Origin of the sequence: Mesorhizobium sp. B2-4-13, from assembly GCF_006658535.1 — a bacterium.
GTDB lineage: Bacteria > Pseudomonadota > Alphaproteobacteria > Rhizobiales > Rhizobiaceae > Mesorhizobium > Mesorhizobium australicum.
The window spans coordinates 165,608-185,505 of record NZ_VFVB01000012.1 but is presented as its reverse complement, the minus strand read 5'-3'; the positions used below and the strand labels follow the sequence as shown (position 1 = coordinate 185,505).

General features: G+C 60.9%; 16 protein-coding genes and 1 pseudogene. 9 read left to right on the top strand and 8 right to left on the bottom strand.

What is annotated here, in order from left to right:
* Nucleotides 1-19 precede the first annotated feature (19 nt).
* The 3 genes and pseudogenes from FJ936_RS27005 to FJ936_RS27000 all read left to right on the top strand — a co-directional run bounded on the left by FJ936_RS27005 (nt 20) and on the right by FJ936_RS27000 (nt 2,645).
* Entirely contained in the window at nt 20-1,024 is a 1,005-nt protein-coding gene (locus tag FJ936_RS27005) for an ABC transporter permease (RefSeq protein ID WP_141907170.1), read from the top strand.
* Between the two features lie 69 nt (nt 1,025-1,093).
* Nucleotides 1,094-1,751: pseudogene (locus FJ936_RS30610) on the top strand (ParB/RepB/Spo0J family partition protein); the annotation flags it as partial.
* Nucleotides 1,740-2,645, top strand: coding sequence for a LysR family transcriptional regulator (locus tag FJ936_RS27000; RefSeq protein WP_141907187.1), 906 nt, complete (start codon nt 1,740-1,742; stop codon nt 2,643-2,645). The pseudogene FJ936_RS30610 and the gene FJ936_RS27000, both read left to right, overlap by 12 nt.
* A 693-nt stretch (nt 2,646-3,338) precedes the next feature.
* On the opposite strand, the gene FJ936_RS26995 is transcribed toward FJ936_RS27000, so the two are convergent.
* From FJ936_RS26995 to FJ936_RS26985, 3 genes are all read right to left on the bottom strand, one after another.
* Nucleotides 3,339-4,286 carry an ATP-binding cassette domain-containing protein gene (locus FJ936_RS26995; RefSeq protein WP_141907169.1) on the bottom strand — a complete coding sequence of 316 codons (948 nt, stop codon included), beginning with the start codon at nt 4,284-4,286 and terminating at the stop codon, nt 3,339-3,341.
* On the bottom strand, nt 4,283-5,209 hold the full coding sequence (locus FJ936_RS26990; RefSeq protein WP_246680546.1) for an ABC transporter ATP-binding protein: 927 nt from the start codon (nt 5,207-5,209) through the stop codon (nt 4,283-4,285). The genes FJ936_RS26995 and FJ936_RS26990 overlap by 4 nt, the downstream gene beginning before the upstream one ends.
* A gap of 238 nt (nt 5,210-5,447) precedes the next feature.
* A complete protein-coding gene (locus tag FJ936_RS26985) occupies nt 5,448-6,413 on the bottom strand; it encodes a LysR family transcriptional regulator (RefSeq protein WP_246680545.1) in 966 nt (321 codons plus the stop codon).
* A 130-nt stretch (nt 6,414-6,543) separates the two neighbouring features.
* On the opposite strand from FJ936_RS26985, the gene FJ936_RS26980 reads away from it, so the two are divergent.
* The 5 genes from FJ936_RS26980 to FJ936_RS26960 all read left to right on the top strand — a co-directional run bounded on the left by FJ936_RS26980 (nt 6,544) and on the right by FJ936_RS26960 (nt 13,086).
* On the top strand, nt 6,544-8,478 hold the full coding sequence (locus FJ936_RS26980) for an ABC transporter substrate-binding protein (RefSeq protein WP_246680544.1): 1,935 nt from the start codon (nt 6,544-6,546) through the stop codon (nt 8,476-8,478).
* A gap of 68 nt (nt 8,479-8,546) precedes the next feature.
* Nucleotides 8,547-9,584, top strand: coding sequence for an ABC transporter permease (locus FJ936_RS26975; RefSeq protein ID WP_246680543.1), 1,038 nt, complete (start codon nt 8,547-8,549; stop codon nt 9,582-9,584).
* Nucleotides 9,581-10,453 (top strand): ABC transporter permease, encoded by an 873-nt coding sequence (locus FJ936_RS26970; protein ID WP_141907167.1) that lies wholly within the window; start codon nt 9,581-9,583, stop codon nt 10,451-10,453. The genes FJ936_RS26975 and FJ936_RS26970 overlap by 4 nt, the downstream gene beginning before the upstream one ends.
* Nucleotides 10,454-10,473: 20 nt before the next feature.
* Nucleotides 10,474-12,144 carry a serine hydrolase domain-containing protein gene (locus FJ936_RS26965; protein WP_141907166.1) on the top strand — a complete coding sequence of 557 codons (1,671 nt, stop codon included), beginning with the start codon at nt 10,474-10,476 and terminating at the stop codon, nt 12,142-12,144.
* A gap of 144 nt (nt 12,145-12,288) precedes the next feature.
* Nucleotides 12,289-13,086 carry a M55 family metallopeptidase gene (locus tag FJ936_RS26960; RefSeq protein WP_141907183.1) on the top strand — a complete coding sequence of 266 codons (798 nt, stop codon included), beginning with the start codon at nt 12,289-12,291 and terminating at the stop codon, nt 13,084-13,086.
* 29 nt (nt 13,087-13,115) lie between these two features.
* Here the strand turns inward: FJ936_RS26960 and FJ936_RS26955 are convergent, their stop codons facing one another.
* The gene (locus tag FJ936_RS26955; RefSeq protein ID WP_181763170.1) at nt 13,116-14,375 is read right to left on the bottom strand and encodes an amino acid deaminase; all 1,260 of its coding nucleotides are present in this window, start codon (nt 14,373-14,375) and stop codon (nt 13,116-13,118) included.
* A gap of 161 nt (nt 14,376-14,536) precedes the next feature.
* Here FJ936_RS26955 and FJ936_RS26950 point away from each other — a divergent pair, with 161 nt between their 5' ends.
* Nucleotides 14,537-16,006 (top strand): M81 family metallopeptidase, encoded by a 1,470-nt coding sequence (locus FJ936_RS26950; RefSeq protein WP_141907164.1) that lies wholly within the window; start codon nt 14,537-14,539, stop codon nt 16,004-16,006.
* Here FJ936_RS26950 and FJ936_RS26945 read toward each other — a convergent pair.
* Genes FJ936_RS26945 through FJ936_RS26930 form a run of 4 tightly spaced genes read right to left on the bottom strand, consistent with a single transcriptional unit; the run spans nt 16,003 to nt 19,896 of the window.
* A complete protein-coding gene (locus tag FJ936_RS26945) occupies nt 16,003-17,007 on the bottom strand; it encodes an ABC transporter ATP-binding protein (RefSeq protein WP_141907163.1) in 1,005 nt (334 codons plus the stop codon). The genes FJ936_RS26950 and FJ936_RS26945 overlap by 4 nt on opposite strands.
* On the bottom strand, nt 17,004-17,999 hold the full coding sequence (locus FJ936_RS26940; RefSeq protein ID WP_141907162.1) for an ABC transporter ATP-binding protein: 996 nt from the start codon (nt 17,997-17,999) through the stop codon (nt 17,004-17,006). Before FJ936_RS26940 ends, FJ936_RS26945 begins: the two co-directional genes overlap by 4 nt.
* Nucleotides 17,996-18,880 (bottom strand): D,D-dipeptide ABC transporter permease, encoded by an 885-nt coding sequence (ddpC, locus tag FJ936_RS26935; protein ID WP_141907161.1) that lies wholly within the window; start codon nt 18,878-18,880, stop codon nt 17,996-17,998. Before ddpC ends, FJ936_RS26940 begins: the two co-directional genes overlap by 4 nt.
* Nucleotides 18,880-19,896 carry an ABC transporter permease gene (locus FJ936_RS26930; RefSeq protein WP_141907160.1) on the bottom strand — a complete coding sequence of 339 codons (1,017 nt, stop codon included), beginning with the start codon at nt 19,894-19,896 and terminating at the stop codon, nt 18,880-18,882. The genes ddpC and FJ936_RS26930 overlap by 1 nt, the downstream gene beginning before the upstream one ends.
* Between the last annotated feature and the right edge of the window lie 2 nt (nt 19,897-19,898).

Sequence of the window (19,898 nt, the reverse complement as noted above, 5' to 3'; positions counted from 1 at the left end):
TCCGGTGTCGGAGCAAAGGGTGCGCCAGCTCAACAGCCAGTTCGACAGTGTGATGGCGCTCTTGCGCCAGCCGGTCATGGGCAAGAGCGGCCTGCTTGCACTCCTCGTGGCATTGATGGCTGTCTTTTCGATCCTGGAACCGGGCACCTTCCTGCGCGGCGCGACGCTGCAGGCGATGATGTTCCAACTGCCCGAACTCGGCCTTCTGTCGCTGGCGATGGCAATTCCGCTGATTTCGGGCGGCATCAATCTTGCAATCATCGCCACCGCCAATCTGGCGGGCCTGCTGATGGCCTGGATCTTAACCTCGCTGATGCCGCCGGACGCCGCGGGCCTTGACCTCGCTCTATGGATGACGGCTGCCTTGCTGGCAGGGCTGGCGCTTTGCGCACTGATCGGGCTGATCACCGGCTTCCTCGTCGCGTACGCCGGCGTTCATCCCATCCTGGTCACGCTTGGCACGATGACGCTCCTTCATGGAATCAGCATTTACTGCACGCGCGGACGCACGGTGTCAGGCTTTCCCGAGGCTTTGATCGCGGTGTCCAACGAAACCGTGCTGGGCGTACCCACCTCGTTCCTGCTGTTCACGGTCGTGGCGATAATCATTCATGTGCTGCTTACCCGCACGGCGCTTGGCATCCGCATGCACATGATCGGATCCAACCCCGAGGCGACCAGGTATTCGGGTGTTGACACGGGCCGAGTGCTAATTTGGGTCTATGTCCTGTCTTCCCTGCTGTGCTGGCTTGCGGCTATTGTCATGATGGCCCGGTTCAATTCAGCCGGGGCCGAGATCGCACAATCCTATCTTTTGATAACGGTTCTCGCTGCCATCTTGGGCGGGATCGATCCGTATGGTGGTTTTGGAAAGATCGCAGGCCTGTTCGTCGCGCTCATCATTCTTCAAGTCATCGCCAGCGGCTTCAACATCATCGGGCTAAGCCCTCACCTGGCGCTCACAGCCTGGGGGCTTATCCTACTTTTCGTGGTCGCCGCCAAACGTTTAGCAGTGCGAATTTGATGCACGCGATGCTGCATCGCGAGCAGCAGGTCGAGAGAGTCCCGGCCGCCCGTCTCGGAGATAATTCCCATGGCTACGCCCAAGCAGAAGATTACTCTCAATGCCTCGCGCGACATCCCCTTCAACAAGCTGAAGTTGAGCCAGTCCAATGTCCGGCGTATCAAGCGCGGGGAAACAATCGCGGACCTCGCCGCCTCAATCGGGCGGCGCGGCCTGCTCCAGAGCCTCAACGTCCGGCCGATGCTGGATGGAAAGGGCAACGAGACGGGCATGTTCGAAGTGCCTGCCGGTGGGCGCCCGCTATCGCGCCTTGGAACTGCTGGTCAGGCAGAAGCGCATGGCCAAGACCGAGCCGGTGCCCTGCGTCGTCACCGACGCCCACAGCGTGGTGGCGATCGAGGAGGATTCGCTGGCCGAGAATTTCGAGCGCGAGGATCTCCATCCCGTCGACATGTTCCGCGCCTTCCAGACCCTGCACGACCAGGGCGCCAGCCACGAAGAGATCGCCGCGCGCTTCTTCGTGTCTGCCGCGTTCGTCCAGCAGCGTTTGCGGCTTGCCAAGGTCTCGCCGAAGCTGCTCGATGTTTACGAGCAGGACGGCATGAAGCTCGAGCAACTCATGGCCTTCACCGTGAACGACGATCACGCCCGCCAGGAACAGATCTGGGAAGCCCTTGAGCATTCCTGGTCGAAGGAGCCGCATCAGATTCGGCGCATGCTGAGTCAACTGAAGGTTTTCCGAGAAGTGTTGCGGGCCGGTTCGACAAGGCGAGCGGCGGCAGCACTTGGGATAAGCCAGCCGGCCGTCAGTCAACATGTGAAGCAACTCGAGACCACCCTTGGCATCACTCTCTTCAAGAGATCAGCCAACCGCATCGTCCCCTTGCAGGAAGCCTGGGAACTCCTGCGAAACGTAGAACTTGCCCTGACGTCCCTGGATCGCCTGGAAGCGTCGATCTTCGCAATGAAGAATGAGGAAAAGCAGAGGATTGCAATTGCTGCACCCTCCGTTTTCGGTTTCGTGACCTTGCCCAAGGTCGTGGCGACTATCCACTCAAAGACCGCTTCGAATGTCCGGTCGATTTCTGGAAGCTACGAGCAGATCGGCGAGCACATCCTGGCTGGGCGAGCAGATCTTGGAATATCGAGATTGCCCCTGGACCCAAGTCTGTTTGAATGGGCGCCCCTTGGGTCAGCGCGCAACGTATGCATTTTCCATCCCGACCATCGCTTCTCAAAACAGACCTGTATCGAGGCTCACGACCTGGCAGGCGAAACGATCGTCGATATCGATCCGCAATTCGCCGCCCACCAAATGAATTTCAATGCCTTGCGCTTCGCCGGCGTTGAGCCGGACATCCTGGTGGAATTCGATTGCAACGGTCACGAAGCCGGATACGTTTCGGCTGGCCTAGGCATTTCAATAACCAATGAGATCATTGCGCGTGAGTACGCGGCGTTTAGCCTCGAAGCAAAACCGGTGGAACCGTCCGCACTCTACCACTACGTGGCGATTTGGCAGAAGGGCAGGACCTTTTCCAACGCACTGAATGTCTCGCTCGAGGCGATCATCGCAGCGTTTTCGCGAGATGCCGTCTGCGAGAGGGCGATCCTCCCTTGAGGGGTGGTGTCCTCGACAGCCGCTGCCCTCCAACAAGGGGCAGGGGTACATTCCATCGAACAACAATCAGCCCGTGCCCCTCAGCACCAGAACGCGGGCCTCACCTCAGGCGACGCCGAGCGACAAAAAGAAGACGCTGCCATGAAGGCCAAGAGCTTTGTTGGACCTGGCCTTGGACTCCTACATTTCGCTGTTGTTGATGATGCCAGCTTCGCCTTGGCGAATGATCGGGCGCAGACCCCTGGGCTTTCGGAGCCGAACCCAAGCCCTCCCTCGGCTACCGTTTGTGACTTATCACTGGTAAACGAGAATTCGCTTATATTGCAGTGTTCTGGCGGGGGAGCCCTAGCTCCCTTTACCCAAAATGGGGTTCGTCAATAGACAGCTGGCCTTCCGTAATGCCGTAGGGAGCGCGTCATGGCTTCACCCCAAGGTCTGCGTTCGCTTCTCTCATACGGCACGTCCTTTGCCCTCGCGAAAACGGCCGCCAAGTTTGCGGCGATGGCGTTCAACCACACCCTGAACAACTCCTTCACCTACGGAAACCAGCGTTGGCGCGGCTGGCGGTTTCTGAGCGGCTTCGGCATGTTTGCAGGGCTGTGCAGTGTCGGCGTCGTGGGAGGGGTCGGGGTATCGACGCCTCTCTACACCAGGCCCGTCACGCTGGTGGGCCGCTGGTCTTGCCGCAGTGGATCACGCCGTCTCCCGCACGAAATGCGTAGGTGAAACAGCGTTCATTGCCCGGCGGACCGGAACGAAATCGACCCCGCGTAGCGCGCTTGGAATCTCGTCTGACATCGGCTCTCGTCCAACCGATCGTTGTGCCGGATCAGCAACCGGAACCGTTGACAGCAGCTTGCGGGTATAGGGGTGCTGCGGGTTGCCGAAGACCGAACGACGGTCGCCGATTTCCACGATCTCGCCCAGATACATGACGGCAACGCGGTGCGCGATGCGTTCCACCACGGCCATATCATGGCTGATAAAGAGGATGGCAATGCTCATGTCGCGCTGCAGGTCCATCAGAAGGTTGATGACCTGCGCTTGGATCGTCACGTCGAGCGACGCGACCGCTTCATCTGCAATGAGCAGGCGAGGATCAAGCGCCAGCGCCCTGGCGATGCAGATGCGCTGCCGCTGCCCGCCGGAAAAGGCATGTGGATAGCGGTCGAGATACTCAGGGGGCAGATGCACTTTGGCAAGCAATTCCGCTGCTCGTTTCTGCAGCGCACCGCGCGGTGCAATGCGGTGGACGCGCATGGGATCGGTCAGCGCCTGCCCGATCGTCATGCGTGGGTTGAGAGACGAGAACGGGTCCTGAAAGACCATTTGTACTTCGCGCCGAAACCGCGCGAGCGCCGCTCGCCGCGCACCGACCATCTCATTGCCATCATAGCGAATGGAGCCCGCCAGGGGCTTGTCCAATTGCATTATGCTGCGCGCCACCGTCGACTTGCCGCATCCGGATTCTCCCACCAGCGCCAGCGTCTCACCGGGCAAAATATCGAAGGAAACGCCCTCCACGGCATGAACCCGCCCGGTGACGCGGCCAAAGACCCCACCTTTTAAGTCGAACCGGGTTACAAGGTCGCGGACTTCGACCAGGGGCTTGCGGTCCGTCGCTTGCGATCCGGCGCTCATGCTGCAGCCTCAGGCTCGGAGGCCTCCGCCTCGTATAAGACGAGCGGGAATTTTTCGGGCGCATCCTTGTCTGCCATGCTGCCCAGTCGCGGCACCGCGGAGATCAACGCGCGCGTGTAACGATGGCGGGGAGCCGCAAAGATTTGGCCCACGGAGTCCGACTCGACGATTTCACCTTTCAACATGACGCAGACACGGTCGGCGATTTCGGCGACCACGCCCATGTCGTGGGTGATGAAAAGAACCGACATGCCGATCTCACGCTGCAGTGCGCGCACGAGATCCAGTATCTGAGCCTGGATAGTCACATCAAGCGCGGTTGTCGGTTCGTCGAGGATCATCAGCGAGGGCCGGCACGCCATGGCAATGGCGATCATGACGCGCTGGCGCATGCCGCCAGACAGCTGGTGCGGATACTGATCGAGCCGTCGGGCAGCGTCGGGAACGCGTACCAGCTTGAGCATATTCAACGCGATGTCGCGCGCTTCGCGCGGTGGCTTGCCCTGGTGGCGAATGACCACCTCAGCGATCTGGTCGCCGATGGGAAACACAGGATTAAGGCTCGACATCGGGTCCTGAAAAACAATCGAGAACTCGAAGCCGCGAAGCCGCTCCATGCGCTTTTCCGAAAGCTGCGTCAGATCGGCTACCTGGCCATCCTTCAACCGCATCAGGACCCGCCCTGCCGTGATCCTGGCGCCGTCATATTCGGTGAGTCGCATGACGGTCATGGCGGTTACGGATTTGCCCGAGCCCGACTCACCAACTAGTGCCAGCGTCTCACCGCGCCGGATCTGAAAGGAAACACCTTGAACTGCCCGAACAGCCTTTGTCGCGCCCGCCCCAAAGCAGACTTCGAGGTTTTCGACCGACAGGACAATATTGTCGGGAAGGTTCGCTGTGGCGGCGGACTTGGCTGTCAAAAAGGGGCTCCACGTGCAAACGCTGATCCACATCGAACGCGGTGAGCTCGCCGGCTGTCAATAGGGCCACTCGCTTGCGAGCCTTGTGAGCTACCCCACCGGAAGGCCTCCGGGCATCTTCGAGCACGGCGCCAGCCTTACAATGTCCGGCCTACAGCTGTGCTGCGCAGCGTTATGCAATTTCTGCATGGGCCCATCGGATTTCGCATTATGTGCGAGATCGGTTCGTTCAACCGTCTCAGCGCATGGTGAGTGTTGGATCAAGTGTGTTGCGCCCGTGCGTTTGCTCGGCGGTCCGCAGGAGATATTTCCAAAGCGCGTCGCCTTCTCTATTGCGCGCGCCGACGCGACGAAAGATCCTGATCTCGATCTCCAGCGACATCTGCTGACCGCCGATCTGCACCAGTTCGCCCTGGGCGGTCGATTTCTGGACGCAGATCTGCGGCAGCCACACGACGCCTTGTCCCGCGATCGCCATCTGTTTGAGGCCTTCGGCAAGTGACGACTGATAGACGATGCTGAGATTGAGAGGACGGCGCCAGCGGGACTGGATGAGCGAGATCAGCTTTCCCAGATAGCCGTCGCTCCAGGAATAGGCGAGATATGGGATGATGGTCCCTTCGGGCACATCGATGTCGAAGAGCGGCGCTCCGTCCTGGTCTACACCAGAGACCAGAACCAGGCGATCCTTGCCGATCTGCAAGGATTCGAACGGGCCTCCCTCAAGCACAGGCGGACCGTCTGGGTGATCGTAAGTGATGGCAAAGTCGCACTTGTCCGATGACAGATGTTCGACGCATTCCAGAAAGTCGCCAGTGTGCATGCTGCTGCGGACCGGCGCATTGGGCATGTCCGGCTGGCTGATCCACTTGGGGAAAAAATAGATAGCCAGCGTATGAAGTGCTGCGAAGGTCAGGAGTCTTGAGCTGGCGCCCGCAGCGTTGCGACAATCGGTGCGCAGCCGATACATGTCACGAACCATTTCCTGGCAGCGCGGATAAAAAACGTTGCCCGCGCTGGTGAGACGCACCGGGTAAGTGCTGCGGTCGACCAGTTCAATGCCGACCCATGCTTCCAGCGACTTGATGCGCCGGCTGAAGGCTGGCTGCGAGATGTTGCGGGATGCGGCCGCGGTCGAAAAATTCCGCGTTGCGGCGATCTCGAGGAAATCTTCAAACCACGCCAGCTCCATGATCAGCCTCATGCATTATTCGCATAACTGATCCTATCTACGCATTGGACACCAGCGCAAGGCTCCTCCTAGCTTTCCCTCGCAACGATAAAAAAACGACCTCGGGTCGAAAAGGCCCTAGGCCAATTGTGGGAACAACACCATGAAAATGAAATGTGCCCTGGCCATAGCCTTCTGCATGGGTATTGGCGCTGTTGCGGCGCCTGCCGCGGCAGAAACCAAAAACCCCGGAACCTTCGTTTTCCTTTGGACCGATGACGTTCAGTCCTTCGATCCGGCCTATATCGCCAATACTCCGAGTTCGTACGGCGTATTGAACGTCTACAGCCGCCTGCTGAACTACAACGGCTCCCAGATTTCCGAGTTCGTACCTTCACTGTCGTCGCAAGTGCCCAGCCTCGAAAACGGCCTGATCAAACAGAATGCAGACGGCTCGGTCAGCTATACATTCCCGATCCGCAAGGGCGTCCACACCCACAAGGTTGGCATCAAGGGAGACGACGGCAAAATCACCTGGCAGTATTTTGACGGGCTGACCGCCGAGCAGAAGGCCAAGGTCGAACCCGGCTATGGCGAGATCACGCCCGAAGACGTGCGCTACTCGCTGCTGCGTGCCATTCTCATGGGCCAGTCCTGGATGTCCAACGCCATCACCGAAGTGGTGACGGCCAGCAAATACACAGACGTCGCCAAATGGGTCGAAGCTGAAGGCAAGGTCTCGGATATCAAGGCTGCCAGCCCTGAAGCGCTTCGAAAGGTCTATGACGAACTCGCTTCGCAGATCACAGTCGAGGGCGACAATGTCACACTGAGGCTGCCGAAATCCTTCCCTGCCACGCTCGGCGTCCTGGCCTTGCCGTTCGGCGCCTCGATCGTCGACAAGGAATGGGTCGCCTCCGTCGGAGGCTGGGACGGCAATGGTGACACCTGGAAGAAATACTACCGTCCTGAACTCGGCGACGATCCGCTGTTTGCCGAGGAAAACGGCTCCGGTCCGTTCATGCTCGATGAGTGGGACAGGACGGACCGCCGCATCACACTGAAGCGTTTCGACAATTATTTCATGGGGCCGGCTTCGCTCGAGCGCGTGGTCATGCGCACCGTTCCGGAATGGACGACGCGTCGCTTGCAATTGCTTTCGGGCGATGCCGATTTCGTCGCTACACCGGTGGAATTCCTGGACGAGCTCAGCAAGACCGACGGGGTCAAGGTCATCGATGGCCTACCCAAGGTTTTCAGTCGCGGCCTCTATTTCGCCTGGCCGATCGACGATGCCGACAACGCCGCCATCGGCAGCGGCCAGCTGGACGGCAACGGCATTCCCCCTGACTTCTTCTCCGACATCGATGTCAGGCAGGGTTTCAACTATGCTCAGAACTACGATGCGCTGATAAAGCAGGCGTTGCTTGGCAAGACCGTGCAGGCACGCGGCCCGACCGTGCGCGGCATCATGGGCTACCGTGCAGACTCGCCGATCTACACCTACGACCCGGCCAAGGCCGCGGAGCACTTTAAGAAGGCTTTCGGCGGCAAGCTGTGGGATACCGGCTTCACCTTCACGGCCTTCGTGCAGGAAGGCACGCCGCAAGGCACGGCAGCGCTTTCCGCACTCCAGCAGGGATTGCAGCGCATCAATCCGAAGTTCAAGATGAAGATTCAGTCGCTGCCCTGGTCATCGATCTCCGACAAGCTCAACAATCGTGAGAAACCCGCCGCGCCGCTCACCTATATGGGCTGGGGACCGGACTATTCCGATCCAGGTGGTCCGCTGGGCGCTGCAACCTACTATCTGTCGCCGACCGGTCTCGTTGGCGGCATGCTGGGCCAGGGCTACCGCGACCTGATGGCGGAAAAGTTCAAGCCGCTTCTCGACCAGGCCTGGGCCTCGAGCGATCCGGCCGTGCGCGAGCCGATCTACGCCAAGTTGCAGGAAATGTCCTACGACTACGCCACCACACAATTCCTCTGGGAGGACTTTGGTTACATCGTCACCCGCAGCAACATCGACGGCTACGTCCACAACATGATCCTGTACGGCGCCTGGGACTTCTATCCCGTCAAGAAAAAGGCTGACTGAGTTTCGCGTCTGCCGGGCGGCATCGTCCGCCCGGCAGGCGATCCATTCCTCATGGCTCGGATGCTGATGTGCTGAACTACGCCTTGCGGCGGCTGCTGGTGTTGCCCGTCGTTCTGTTTGCCCTGTCGCTGATGCTTTTTGCGCTGCAGATGTCGCTGTCGCCAACGCAGCGGCTGGCCGCCTACGCGCCGTCGCCGGACTTCCTGAAGGGCGGTCAGGAGAGCATTCGCAAGATGATCGAACAATACGGGCTCAACGACCCCTTCTACCTCCAATACGGACGCTGGATCGGCAATATCCTAACAGGCAATATGGGCTGGTCCGAGACTGCGCGCCAGCCCGTCGCCCATGCCCTGGCGTCGCTCCTGCCGGCGACGCTGGAGCTGGTCCTGCTGGCATTCATCCCGGGGTTCCTGCTTGCCATTTATCTGGGATCGCGGGCCGGCATCCATCTCAACCGCTGGCCGGACCATTTGATCCGCATCTTCACCATATTGGGCTGGTCGTTCCCGGTGTATGTCTTCGGGCTCCTGATGCTGCTGATTTTCTATTCGGCGCTCGACTGGTTCCCGCCCGGCCGCCTCAGCCAATGGGCGCAGGCTGCCGTCACTTCACCGGGCTTCACCCGCTACACCGGCGCGAACACGATTGACGCGCTGCTCAACGGCAATCTGGCAATCTTCGGGGATTCCTTGAGGCATCTTGCTGCCCCCGTGATCACGCTGACTTATGTCAACCTTGCCAACATGACGCGGGTGATGCGCACCTCGATGCTGGAGACCCTGCGCCAGGACTATGTCCGGACCGCACGTGCAAAGGGCATGCCCCGGCGGGTGGTGGAGCTGCATCACGCCCGGCGCAACGCGCTCCTTCCTGTCACGACCATCGCAGGCATGGAGCTCGCAGCCATGATGGGCGGCGTCGTCATCACCGAGACCATTTTCGACTATGCGGGCCTGGGCCAGTTCGCGGCCAAGACGGCGGCCAATCTGGATTTTCCCGCAGTGCTTGGCTTTGGCCTCTATTTTGCGGTCGTACTCGTGGTGCTGAACCTTGCAGTCGACCTGATCTATCCATTGCTTGATCCAAGGGTGAAGACGCGATGAGGGCGCTTGGCTATCTGAAGCGCAATCCGATGTCGCTGGTCGGCGTGCTCCTGCTTACAGCCTTCGTGCTGGTAGCGATTTTCGCACCTGTGCTTGCACCGCCCCAGGAATTCCAGATGTCGGTCTACGACACCCCGCGCGCGGGCTTCCTGGCAACCCCGCAGCCGCCATCGCCAGAAGCGATTTTTGGGACGACCGAAGGACAGTATGACATCTATTACGCCGTCATTTGGGGCACCCGCACGGCCTTCAAGATCGGCCTCGGCGTCGTTGCCATCTCCGTCCTGATTGGAACGGTCGTAGGGTCGATCGCCGCCTTCTACGGCGGTGTCGTCGACGAGGTGTTGATGCGCATCGTCGACGTCTTCATGGCGGTGCCATTCCTCATCGCCGCAATGGTGCTCACTGCTCTGCTGGGCAAGGGCCTTGGCCCGATAACGGTCGCGCTGACGACCTTCGGATGGATGGGCTATGCGCGTGTTGTGCGCAGCGAAATCCTGCGCATCCGCGAGATGGATTTCGTCAGTGCGGCCAGATGCTATGGCGCTGGCGACTTCAGGCTGATCGTGTTCCACATCCTGCCCAACGCATTCTTTCCCGTGCTCGTCCTGGCAACCATGGCCACCGGTTCAATGGTGCTCACTGCCTCAGCGCTCAGCTTCCTCGGCGTCGGCACAGAAGAGGGCTACGCCGATTGGGGGCAGTTCATCGCCTACGCCCGCAACTGGATCGTTGGACAACCCGGCAATCCGTTCCAGTACTGGTATACGCTGGCTTTTCCAGGCGCCGCGATCTTCCTGTTCGTGCTGGCATGGAACCTCGTCGGCGATGCGTTGCGCGACATTCTCGATCCCCGCCAAACAGATTGAAAATCAGGGAGTATCTTTCCGTGTCTTCGCTTTCCCCCAGCGCTATCGAGCTTCTCGAAGACCTTATCCGCCATGAGGTGGAGGACAAGGCGATCCCGTCCATCTCCTATTCCCTTGTCGACAGGGAAGGTCTGATATCGCAGGGCCACATACAGCGGCATGATCGTCACTTCGATATGAAGAGCGATACGTGTTTCCGCATCGGCTCGATCACCAAGACCTTTACATCGGTTGCCATCATGCAGCTTGTCGAGAAGGGCCTAGTCGACCTTGATGTCGATGTCTCGGAATACCTGCCAGGATTCCACCCGGTCAATCCGTTCGCCGGTCGCGAGAGCGGACCGCACGGTTCCCAGATCAGCCTGTCCAAGCTGATGAGCCACACTGCCGGTATCGTGCGCGAGCCCAAGAGCGGCCATTACCTGGATTCGCACAAGCCGCCGCTCGCCGACACAGTCGCCGAACTTGCGACGTCGACGTTGAAGCAGGACCCAAGCACCGGCATCATGCACTATTCCAATGCCGGCATTGCAGTTGTCGGCATGGTGATCGAGCGTGTGACGCGAAAGAGCTATTCCGACTACATCACCGAAAACATCCTCAAACCGCTGGGCATGAAGGACACATCGTCCGGGATGGCTCCGGGCATCCGCGAAAGGCTGGCGCCCGCCGATATGTGGACGCTGGACGGGGATAGTCCAGCGCCGGTGTTCAACCTCGGCGGTTCGCCTGCCGGCAATATTTTCTCCACCACTTCGGACATGGCCAGCTACACGCAGTGCCTGCTGCGCGGCGGCTTTGCCCCCAATGGCGATCCCATCGTCAGTCCCGCATCGCTGCGCAAGATGTGGACCCCGATCGGCAAGCGCCCTGAAGGTCACAACAAGGACCTGAACGGTTATGGCCTCTGCTTCGGCGTCGGCGATATGGACGGATGGACGTCCGTCGGTCATGGCGGCGCCGTTTATGGCTACGCATCGCAAATGATGCTTTTGCCCAGCGCCGGTTTCGGTATCCTGATCTTCGCGACGCTTGATTTCGCCAATCAGATCGCCTCGCGACTGGCCGGCGACGGCCTGCGGATCGCACTTGCCGATCGGGGCATTGGACGCATGCCGTCTCGCAACCAGAACCCGCCATCCATTACGCAAGATCAGTTCGCGGCGCTGCCTGGCCTCTATCGCCAAGAGGCGAGCGGCGAGGTGGTTGAGGTCAAGAACAAGGACGGTAAGCTCTATCTGATGGGCGAGGGCGTGCCGCTTCAGATCCGCCCGGTCTCGGGCAATGACTTTGTCATCGACGGACGCATCTATGGGCGCGGCGCCGACTACGCGCATATGAACCTGTCCTTCTCCAAGGCGAACGAGCTGACCTGGAAAGGAGCCAATTGGTCGCGTGTCTACACGCTTCCTGTCGAAAAGGTGCCGCCCGAGATCGCGCCGCATCTGGGCGAATACGGACCGGATTTCAACATCACTTATCTCAGCTACAGCCACGGTCAGTTGAAATGCCTGATCGAATATTTCTGCACCCATACATGCGAGCCGGTTGATGCTGGCCGCTTCCGCATGCACGGCCTTCTCTACGAGGAAGAGATCCTCGAACTGGACGCCGTCGACGACAATGGCCGCCGGGGCATTCGGGTCGGGCCGATGTTCCTGGTGCGCCGGCAGGCTGAAATGGCGGCCTGAGTAACAGGCACTGAGCCATGTGAGGTCGGGCCGTCTGAGGTCGGACCTTGCGAGGCGCGTATCATGGGTCGCACGGCCGGCAAGAAATACAGACGCCGCGTGAGCGGCGACACGACGACAGCTGCGAAATCGAAAGGCAAGAACATGAAGGTCTTCATCAGCGCCGACATCGAAGGCACGGCAGGCATCACCAACTGGGACGAGGCGCGCAAGGGCAATCCCGACTATGCGGAATTCCGCGAGTTGATGACCGACGAACTGGTCGCAGCCTGCGAAGGCGCCAAAGCGGCAGGCGCTACCGAAGTCGTCGTCAAGGACGCCCACTCGACGGCGCGCAACCTCATCTTGTCCAGGCTTCCCGAATATGTGCGCATCGTGCGCGGCTGGAGTGGACACCCCGATGCGATGATGTTCGGCATTGACGAAAGCTTCGATGCCGCTCTCTACACGGGCTATCACAACAAGGCCGGAACCGACACGAACCCGCTGGCACATACGTTGACCGGCACCGTGTCCAGAATGCTGATCAACGGGGAGGTGGCATCCGAATACACCCTGAACGCGCACTGCGCTGCCCGCTACGGTGTGCCCTCGGTCTTCCTGTCGGGCGATGCCGGCATGTGCGGTGAGGCAAGGGCACTGGTGCCCGAGATCTCAACGGTTGCGACCAGCGAAGGCTTCGGACCGGCCACGTCCTCCCTGTCGCCGCAAGGCGCCGTCAAGGCCATCCGCGAGACCGTGGAAGCCTCGCTGTCGCGCGATCTGTCGAAATGCCTGCCGAAACTGGCCGACAGGTTCGAACTCATCGTCGAGTATACCACGCCGATCGAAGCTTACAGGGGAAGCTGGTATCCCGGCATCGAGCACCCTGCGGCGCGCACGCTTCGCTTCGAGGCAGACAATTTCTTCGACATCCTTCGCGCGATACGGTTTGTCGTGTGAACCAACAGGCGCCGTGACAAGGATTTTGATCAGAAATAGGTCTTAACAGCACCGATGATGTCGTAGTCGTCATTGACGAGGAACAGCACATCCCATTTGTCGAACGTCGTGCAGGGATGCGAGATGCCGAGGCTGATGCGGTCGCCAATCCGCACAGCCGCCGCGGCGGGGTAATGCATATAGGCGTGCTGGTCGTTGCTGGCAAAAATCTCGCATCCGATCAATGGTTCGGGCAACTCGCCGCCGCGCGAAATCAGAAGCGGGGCGGGCAGGCCGGAATCGGTACCGAAATCGCGCTTGCCGGCGGTCAGTATGGCGAGGCCAGGCTCGGGACATGACTGCACATGGGTCCACACTTCCAGTGCATTGACCAGTCCGACAGGTTCTCCGGTCGCGGCAAGAATGCGCTGCTGCTCGGCTTGGTAGACACCTGAATCATGGCTGACATAGCAGCCACTGCGTGTGACGATCTGCGCGTTGCTGCCGGCCAGGCCCTTGACCACGACATCATAGAAGGAGGAGCCGCCGGCGGTGACGATTGGCGGGGTGCGTTCGAAAAGACCTTCGCGAACGCAGCTGTCGAAAAGAGTGACGATCTCGTCGATGAAGGTGCTGACCGTATCGGCGGGGCCGCCATTCCCAGGCCTCAACAACCCTTCGAAGGCCTCGATGCCGCAGAACTTCAGTTCCGGCGCTGCAAGGGTCGCCCGCGCTATTTGGAGTGCGGTCTCATTGTCGCGGCATCCCGTCCTGCCGCCCGCATATCCGCGCTCGACCAGAACCTGGATAGGAGGAGCCTTCGCCCCGCCCCGCCTGACGGCCTCGGAGGCTGCCCTGACGCCGTCCAGGCTGTCGACCAGCATGAAGAAATCGAAGCCGGGCGACGCGGTCAATTCGGCAACCAGGACGTCGAGCTCGAGCCTCCCGATAAGCTGGTTGGCCAGCACAATGCGATCGATGCCGAAGCGGCGGCAGACTTTCAGTTGATGGAGCGTGGCGACCGTGACACCCCAGGCGCCGTCGCGCATCTGGCGCTGCATGATCTGCGGCGCCATGGTCGTCTTAACATGCGGTGCGATGACCGCATTGCGCTTGCCGACAAAGGTCTGCATCCAGCGCGAATTGTGATCGAGTGCCGACTCCCGGAGGATGGCCGCAGGCAAGGGGACATCTCCACGTATGAGATTCCAACCCATAGATCCTATGTCCAGCAGACGCGCCGAGACGCCGGGTGGAATGCCTTTGGTAGTCTCGTCGAGGATCAGATCGTCCAGTGGGTCTAAGTTCATTGGCGTTGCGCTCCCTACTGCGCTCCTGGCGGGTAAAATTTCCGGCGCCATCGGCCGGCTCGCGACTTGTTTTCCGCCTTCAAGGTGCTTGCATGAATCATATAATGGTTTGATGATGAGAAAAGAATTTTCTTAAACGAAAGAATGGAAAAGAGGGCACGATGCGGATTTTCATAGCCGGGATGGATACGGAGACCAACACCTTCGCGCCCATTCCCACGGGCTACAATAGCTTCGAGGAAATGGGGATCGCGCGCGGCGACGCAACCAGCAAGGCGCTCAACGAGCCTTCATGCCAGCTATTCGTCTGGCGCCAGCGCGGCGAGGAAGATGGGCATGAGATCATCGAAAGCCTTTGCGTGTGCGCCGAGCCTGGCGGCATCACCATCCGCAACGTCTACGAGCAGTTCCGCGACGAGATTCTGGCCGAGTTGAAGGCAGCCATGCCCGTCGATTGCGTCCTGCTTGCCTTGCACGGAGCCTTTGTTGCGGAAGGTTATGACGATACGGAAGGCGACTTTCTGGCCCATGTGCGCGCTGTTGTTGGCCCCGACATCCCCGTTGGCGCCGAACTCGATCTGCATTGCCACACAACTCGGCAGATGGTCGACAGCGCCACCGCGATAGTCGCCTACAAGGAGTATCCTCACACCGACATTATGGACCGCGCCGGCGAGCTCTACCGCATCATCGTCGACACGGTGGAAGGCAAGGTTCGGCCGGTCATGGCGCTCTACGACTGCCGCATGATAAGCACCTTTCGGGTGCAGGAGGAGCCGATGCGCGGGTTTGTCGATGCCATGACCGCAGCCGAGAAGGAGGACGGCATCCTGTCTGTCTCTCTCGGGCACGGCTTCCCCCACGGCGATGTCGAGGATGTCGGCGCCAGGATGCTGGTGGTGACTGACGGCGACACGGCGCTGGCCGAGAGGACAGCGGAGAAATTCGGCAGAGAACTCTTTGCACTTCGCCACGAACTCAGCCCTAAATTCCTCGGCATCGACGAGGCGCTCGATCTCGCACTCGCCGAGCCGGAAGGGCCGGTGGTGATTGCCGATGTGTCCGACAATGCCGGAGGCGGCGCGCCTGGCGATTCAACCTACATCCTGCACCGACTGGTCGAGCGCGGCATCACGAATATCGCCAGCGCCATGTACTGGGACCCGATCGCCTACCGCTTCTGCGTCGAGGCAGGGGTCGGCGGAACCATAGACCTTCGCGTCGGTGGCAAATGCGGCGTCTTTTCCGGCATGCCAATGGACCTGCGCGTTACCGTCAAAGGCCTTGGCCGCGAACTGACTCAGCGCTTCGGCACCATGCCCTGGCCACTCGGCGACGCTGTCTGGGTAACGACGGACAGTGGCATCGACCTGATCATCAACACCGTGCGGACACAGGTCTTCCATCCCGAGTGCATGACCGCACTTGGCCTCGATCCCACGGCCAAACGCATCATCATCGTCAAATCCAACTATCACTTTCAGGCTGGCTTCGCGCCGATCGCCAAGCGCATCCTGTTTTGCGCGCCGCTTGGTGCGACCCAGCCGAACTTCGCATCCATCCCCTATACGAAGCTCAAGACGCCCTACTGGCCCAAGGTGGAAGACCCGTTCGCCACAGAGGCGGCTTAAGCCGTCGCATCGCTGGGGAAGGCCGGCCGCGGCGCTGAGCGCGGACGGCCCATCCCGTGGACGTTTGTGACGAGGTGACAGCGCACCTTTCGCAAACCGTCGGCATCGACCAGAAGCTGCGGCTGCTCGCAGCCGACCGTCGCAGACAGGCATCGCTCCCGAAAGAAGCACCCGGTCGGCAGCGTGCGGTTGCTCGGCAACTCGCCGGCGCGCGGTGCAATCGAGGCCAATGGACGGTCAAAGCGCGGAACGGCATCAAGCAGCGTCTTGGTGTAGGGGTGCCTTGGCGCATCAAGCACGTCGAGCGTCGGACCTTCCTCAACGATCTGGCCGAGATACATGACGGCGACATGATCGGCGACATGACGCACCAGCGATACGTCATGCGAGATGAGCACATAGGAGAGCTTGCGCTGTGCCTGCAACGACAGCAGCAGATTGACGATCTGCGCCTGCACCGACACGTCGAGTGCCGAGGTCGGCTCATCGAGGACCAGCAGCGCCGGTTCGACCGCGAGCGCCCTGGCAATCGCGATGCGCTGGCGTTGGCCGCCAGAGAACTCATGCGGGTAGCGATCGACGTGTTCCGGCCGCAAGCCGACCGAGACGGCGAGCTCGCTCGCGCGTTCGATCAATTGTTTGCTTGTGTAGCCGCCGCGAATGTGGAGGGGCTCGGTTATCAGGCGCCACACGGGGAGACGCGGATCAAGCGAGGATTGCGGATCCTGGAAGATGATCTGGATCTGGCTGCGCCGTGCACGGTCGCGCCCCGTCCCCCTGAGCTTGATCGCGCCCGCGGAGATATCGGTCAGGCCAAGGATCGCCTGACCAAGCGTGGTTTTCCCACAGCCCGATTCGCCGACAATGCCGATCGTCTCACCTTCAGCCACGCTGAACGACACGCCGTTGACGGCATGAACGTCGGCGCCGCCGAACCAGCCCGAGGTCACGCGATAGCGGACTTCCAGGTCTTCAACGGAGAGGAGAGGCGGCTCGGTCACGCGGCTTGCGTCTCCTCGATACGGCGCCAGCAGGCGGCCCGCCGGGCAGGGTCTATGGCGGCAAGCGGCGGGACCGCCTCGCAGCGTTCATCGGCTTCGCGGCAGCGGGCTTTGAAAAGGCAGCCGGCAGGCGGGTCAAGCAGGTCGGGCAAGGTGCCGGGAATCTGTTCCAGCGGCTGTTTGGGTGCGGCAAGCCCGGGCAGGCAGCGGATCAGGGCACGCGTATAGGGATGCGCTGGCGCTGCTAATACCGAGGCGGTCGTGCCTGCTTCCGCGACGCGTCCGGCGTAAAGCACGTAAAGGCGGTCGCAAAGCTGCGACACCACGGCCATGTCGTGCGAGATGAAAACAACCGCCGTACCGGTGCTCGCCGCCTTGTGCTTGATGAGGCTCAAGATCAGCGCCTGCACGGTGACATCGAGTGCCGTCGTCGGTTCGTCGGCGATGATGAGCTTTGGTTCGCACGAGAAGGCCATGGCAATAAGGACACGCTGCCGCATGCCCCCGGAAAGCTCGAACGGATAGGCTTGCATGATGCGTTCCGGCTCGCTGATCAGCATGTCGCGCAGCAGGCCTATGGCTTTGCTGGTTGCCGCCTTGGGACCGAGCGACTGGTGACGGCGGATGACCTCGACGATCTGCTCGCCGATCCGCCGGGTCGGGTTCAGCGCATTCATCGGTTCCTGGAAGATCGTCGATACAAGCTTTCCACGCACATGCTGAAGTTCGCGCTCGCTGAGCTTCATGGGATCGCTGCCAAACAGCCGGATACCGCCGCCGGTAATGTGCGCGCTGCCTTTGGGCAGCAGCCGTGTCGCCGCCATCGTCGTCACCGACTTACCGCAGCCGGATTCGCCGACAATGCCTACAATCTCGCCGGCGCGGACGTTGAGGCTGACGCCGTTCAGCGCCTTGGTCGGCCCGCGAGAGGTGCGGAACTCAAGCGACAGATCGGAGATTTCGAGCAGGACATCGGCAGACGGTTCGCTCATCGGCCACCCAGCCTCGGATCGAGCATGTCGCGCAAACCGTCGCCAAGCAGGTTAAAGCCCATGGCGCTGATCAGGATGGCGAGGCCCGGAAAGGTGATATACCACCACTGGTCGAGGAAATAATTGCGCCCGCTCGACACCATGGACCCCCATTCAGATGTTGGCGGTTGGGCGCCAAGCCCGATGAAACTGAGGGCTGCTGCCGTCAAGATGGTGCCGCCAAGGTCAAGCGTTGCCTGCACGATAATGGGCGACAAGGCATTGGGCAGTATGTGCCAGCGCAAGAGATAGCCAGGCGAGGCGCCAAAGCTGCGCGATGCCTTCACATAGGTGCGGTTGCGCAAGGACAGCGTCTGCCCGCGCGCCAGTCTGACATAGGCGGGCACCCGCACCACGGCAACGGCCAGCATGGCGTTGAAGAGGCTTGGCCCCAATGCCGCCGACAATGCCATGGCGAGGATCAGTGCCGGCAGCGCCAGGAAGACATCCATCAACCGCATGATTGCGGTGTCGACTATGCCGCCGATGACGCCGGAGAGGCAGCCGATGATCGAGCCGATGGCGGTCGAAAGGATGACGATGGCAAAGGCGATGCCGCAGGATGCACGCGCGCCGAAAAGCACCCGCGAGAACAGGTCGCGCCCGACCTCATCGGTGCCGAAGAGATGCTGCAGGCTTGGCGCGGCAAGCCTCGCCGACAGCGAGATCTTGTCTGGCGGATAAGGCGCCAGGAGAGGTGCCGCGATGATGACGAACAACACCACCAACGCGATCGCCGCACCCACCAGGGTGAGGGGACTTCCCTTGACGCGGTACCACAGGGGGCCCGCACGAAGCCGCGATACAGCCTGGCGCGGTGCGCCGATGCCAACCACCGCCATCAGCCGAGTTCCCTGATCTGCGGATCGAGCACCATATAGGTCAGGTCGACCGCCAGGTTGATCAGCACGTAGCCCAGCGAGGCAACGATGGTGAAGCCCATGATGGCTGGAAAATCGAGCGTCTGGATCGAAGACACGACGTAGCTGCCCATGCCGGGCCAGGCAAAGATCGTCTCGGTCAGCACGGCGCCATAGAGCAGGTCGCCGAATGCCAGCCCAAGCAGCGTCACCGAAGGGATCAGGGCGTTGGGGAGTGCATGCCGCAGGATGACAGCCGTGCGCGACAGCCCGTTGGCACGCGCGGTCCTGACATAGTCCTCCTGCAGGACGTCCAGCATCGAGGCCCGGATCTGACGCGTGATGATGCCCAGATTGGCGAAGGCAAGAACGAAGGCCGGCAGGACGAGATGATAGAGCGAAGACCAGAAGGCCTTCATATTGCCGGCTACGAGAGAGTCGACCAGGAAGAAGCCGGTGATGCGCACTGGGGCCGCGATGCCAAGCGTGATGCGGCCGCTGCCGGGCAGGATGGGTATCTTCACATAAAACAGCAATATGAGAGCCAGACCAAACCAGAACACCGGCATCGAAATACCGGCAACCGAAACGACGCGTGCCGCTTGGTCGATCGGACCGTCCTTGTAGATCGCCGACAGCACGCCGAGCGGCACGCCGATCATGATCGCTATCAGCAGCGCGGTGATGCCGAGCTCAAGCGTGGCGGGCAAAAACAGTGCGATGTCACCGGCCACCGCGCGCCGCGTGCGCAAGGACTGGCCGAGATCACCAGACAGGAGCTGCTTGACGTAAATGACAAACTGCTGGGTCACAGGTTTGTCGAGGCCAAGCTCCTGGCGCACATGGGCGAGCGTTTGCGCTGACGCTTTATCGCCGGCGATCAGCTGTGCCGGATCACCGGGGATCAGATGCGAGATCGTGAACGTGATGACAGCCACACCGGCCACGACGAAGACCAGCAGGACGAGGCGCCGAAGGATCGTTGAGATAAGCGACATAC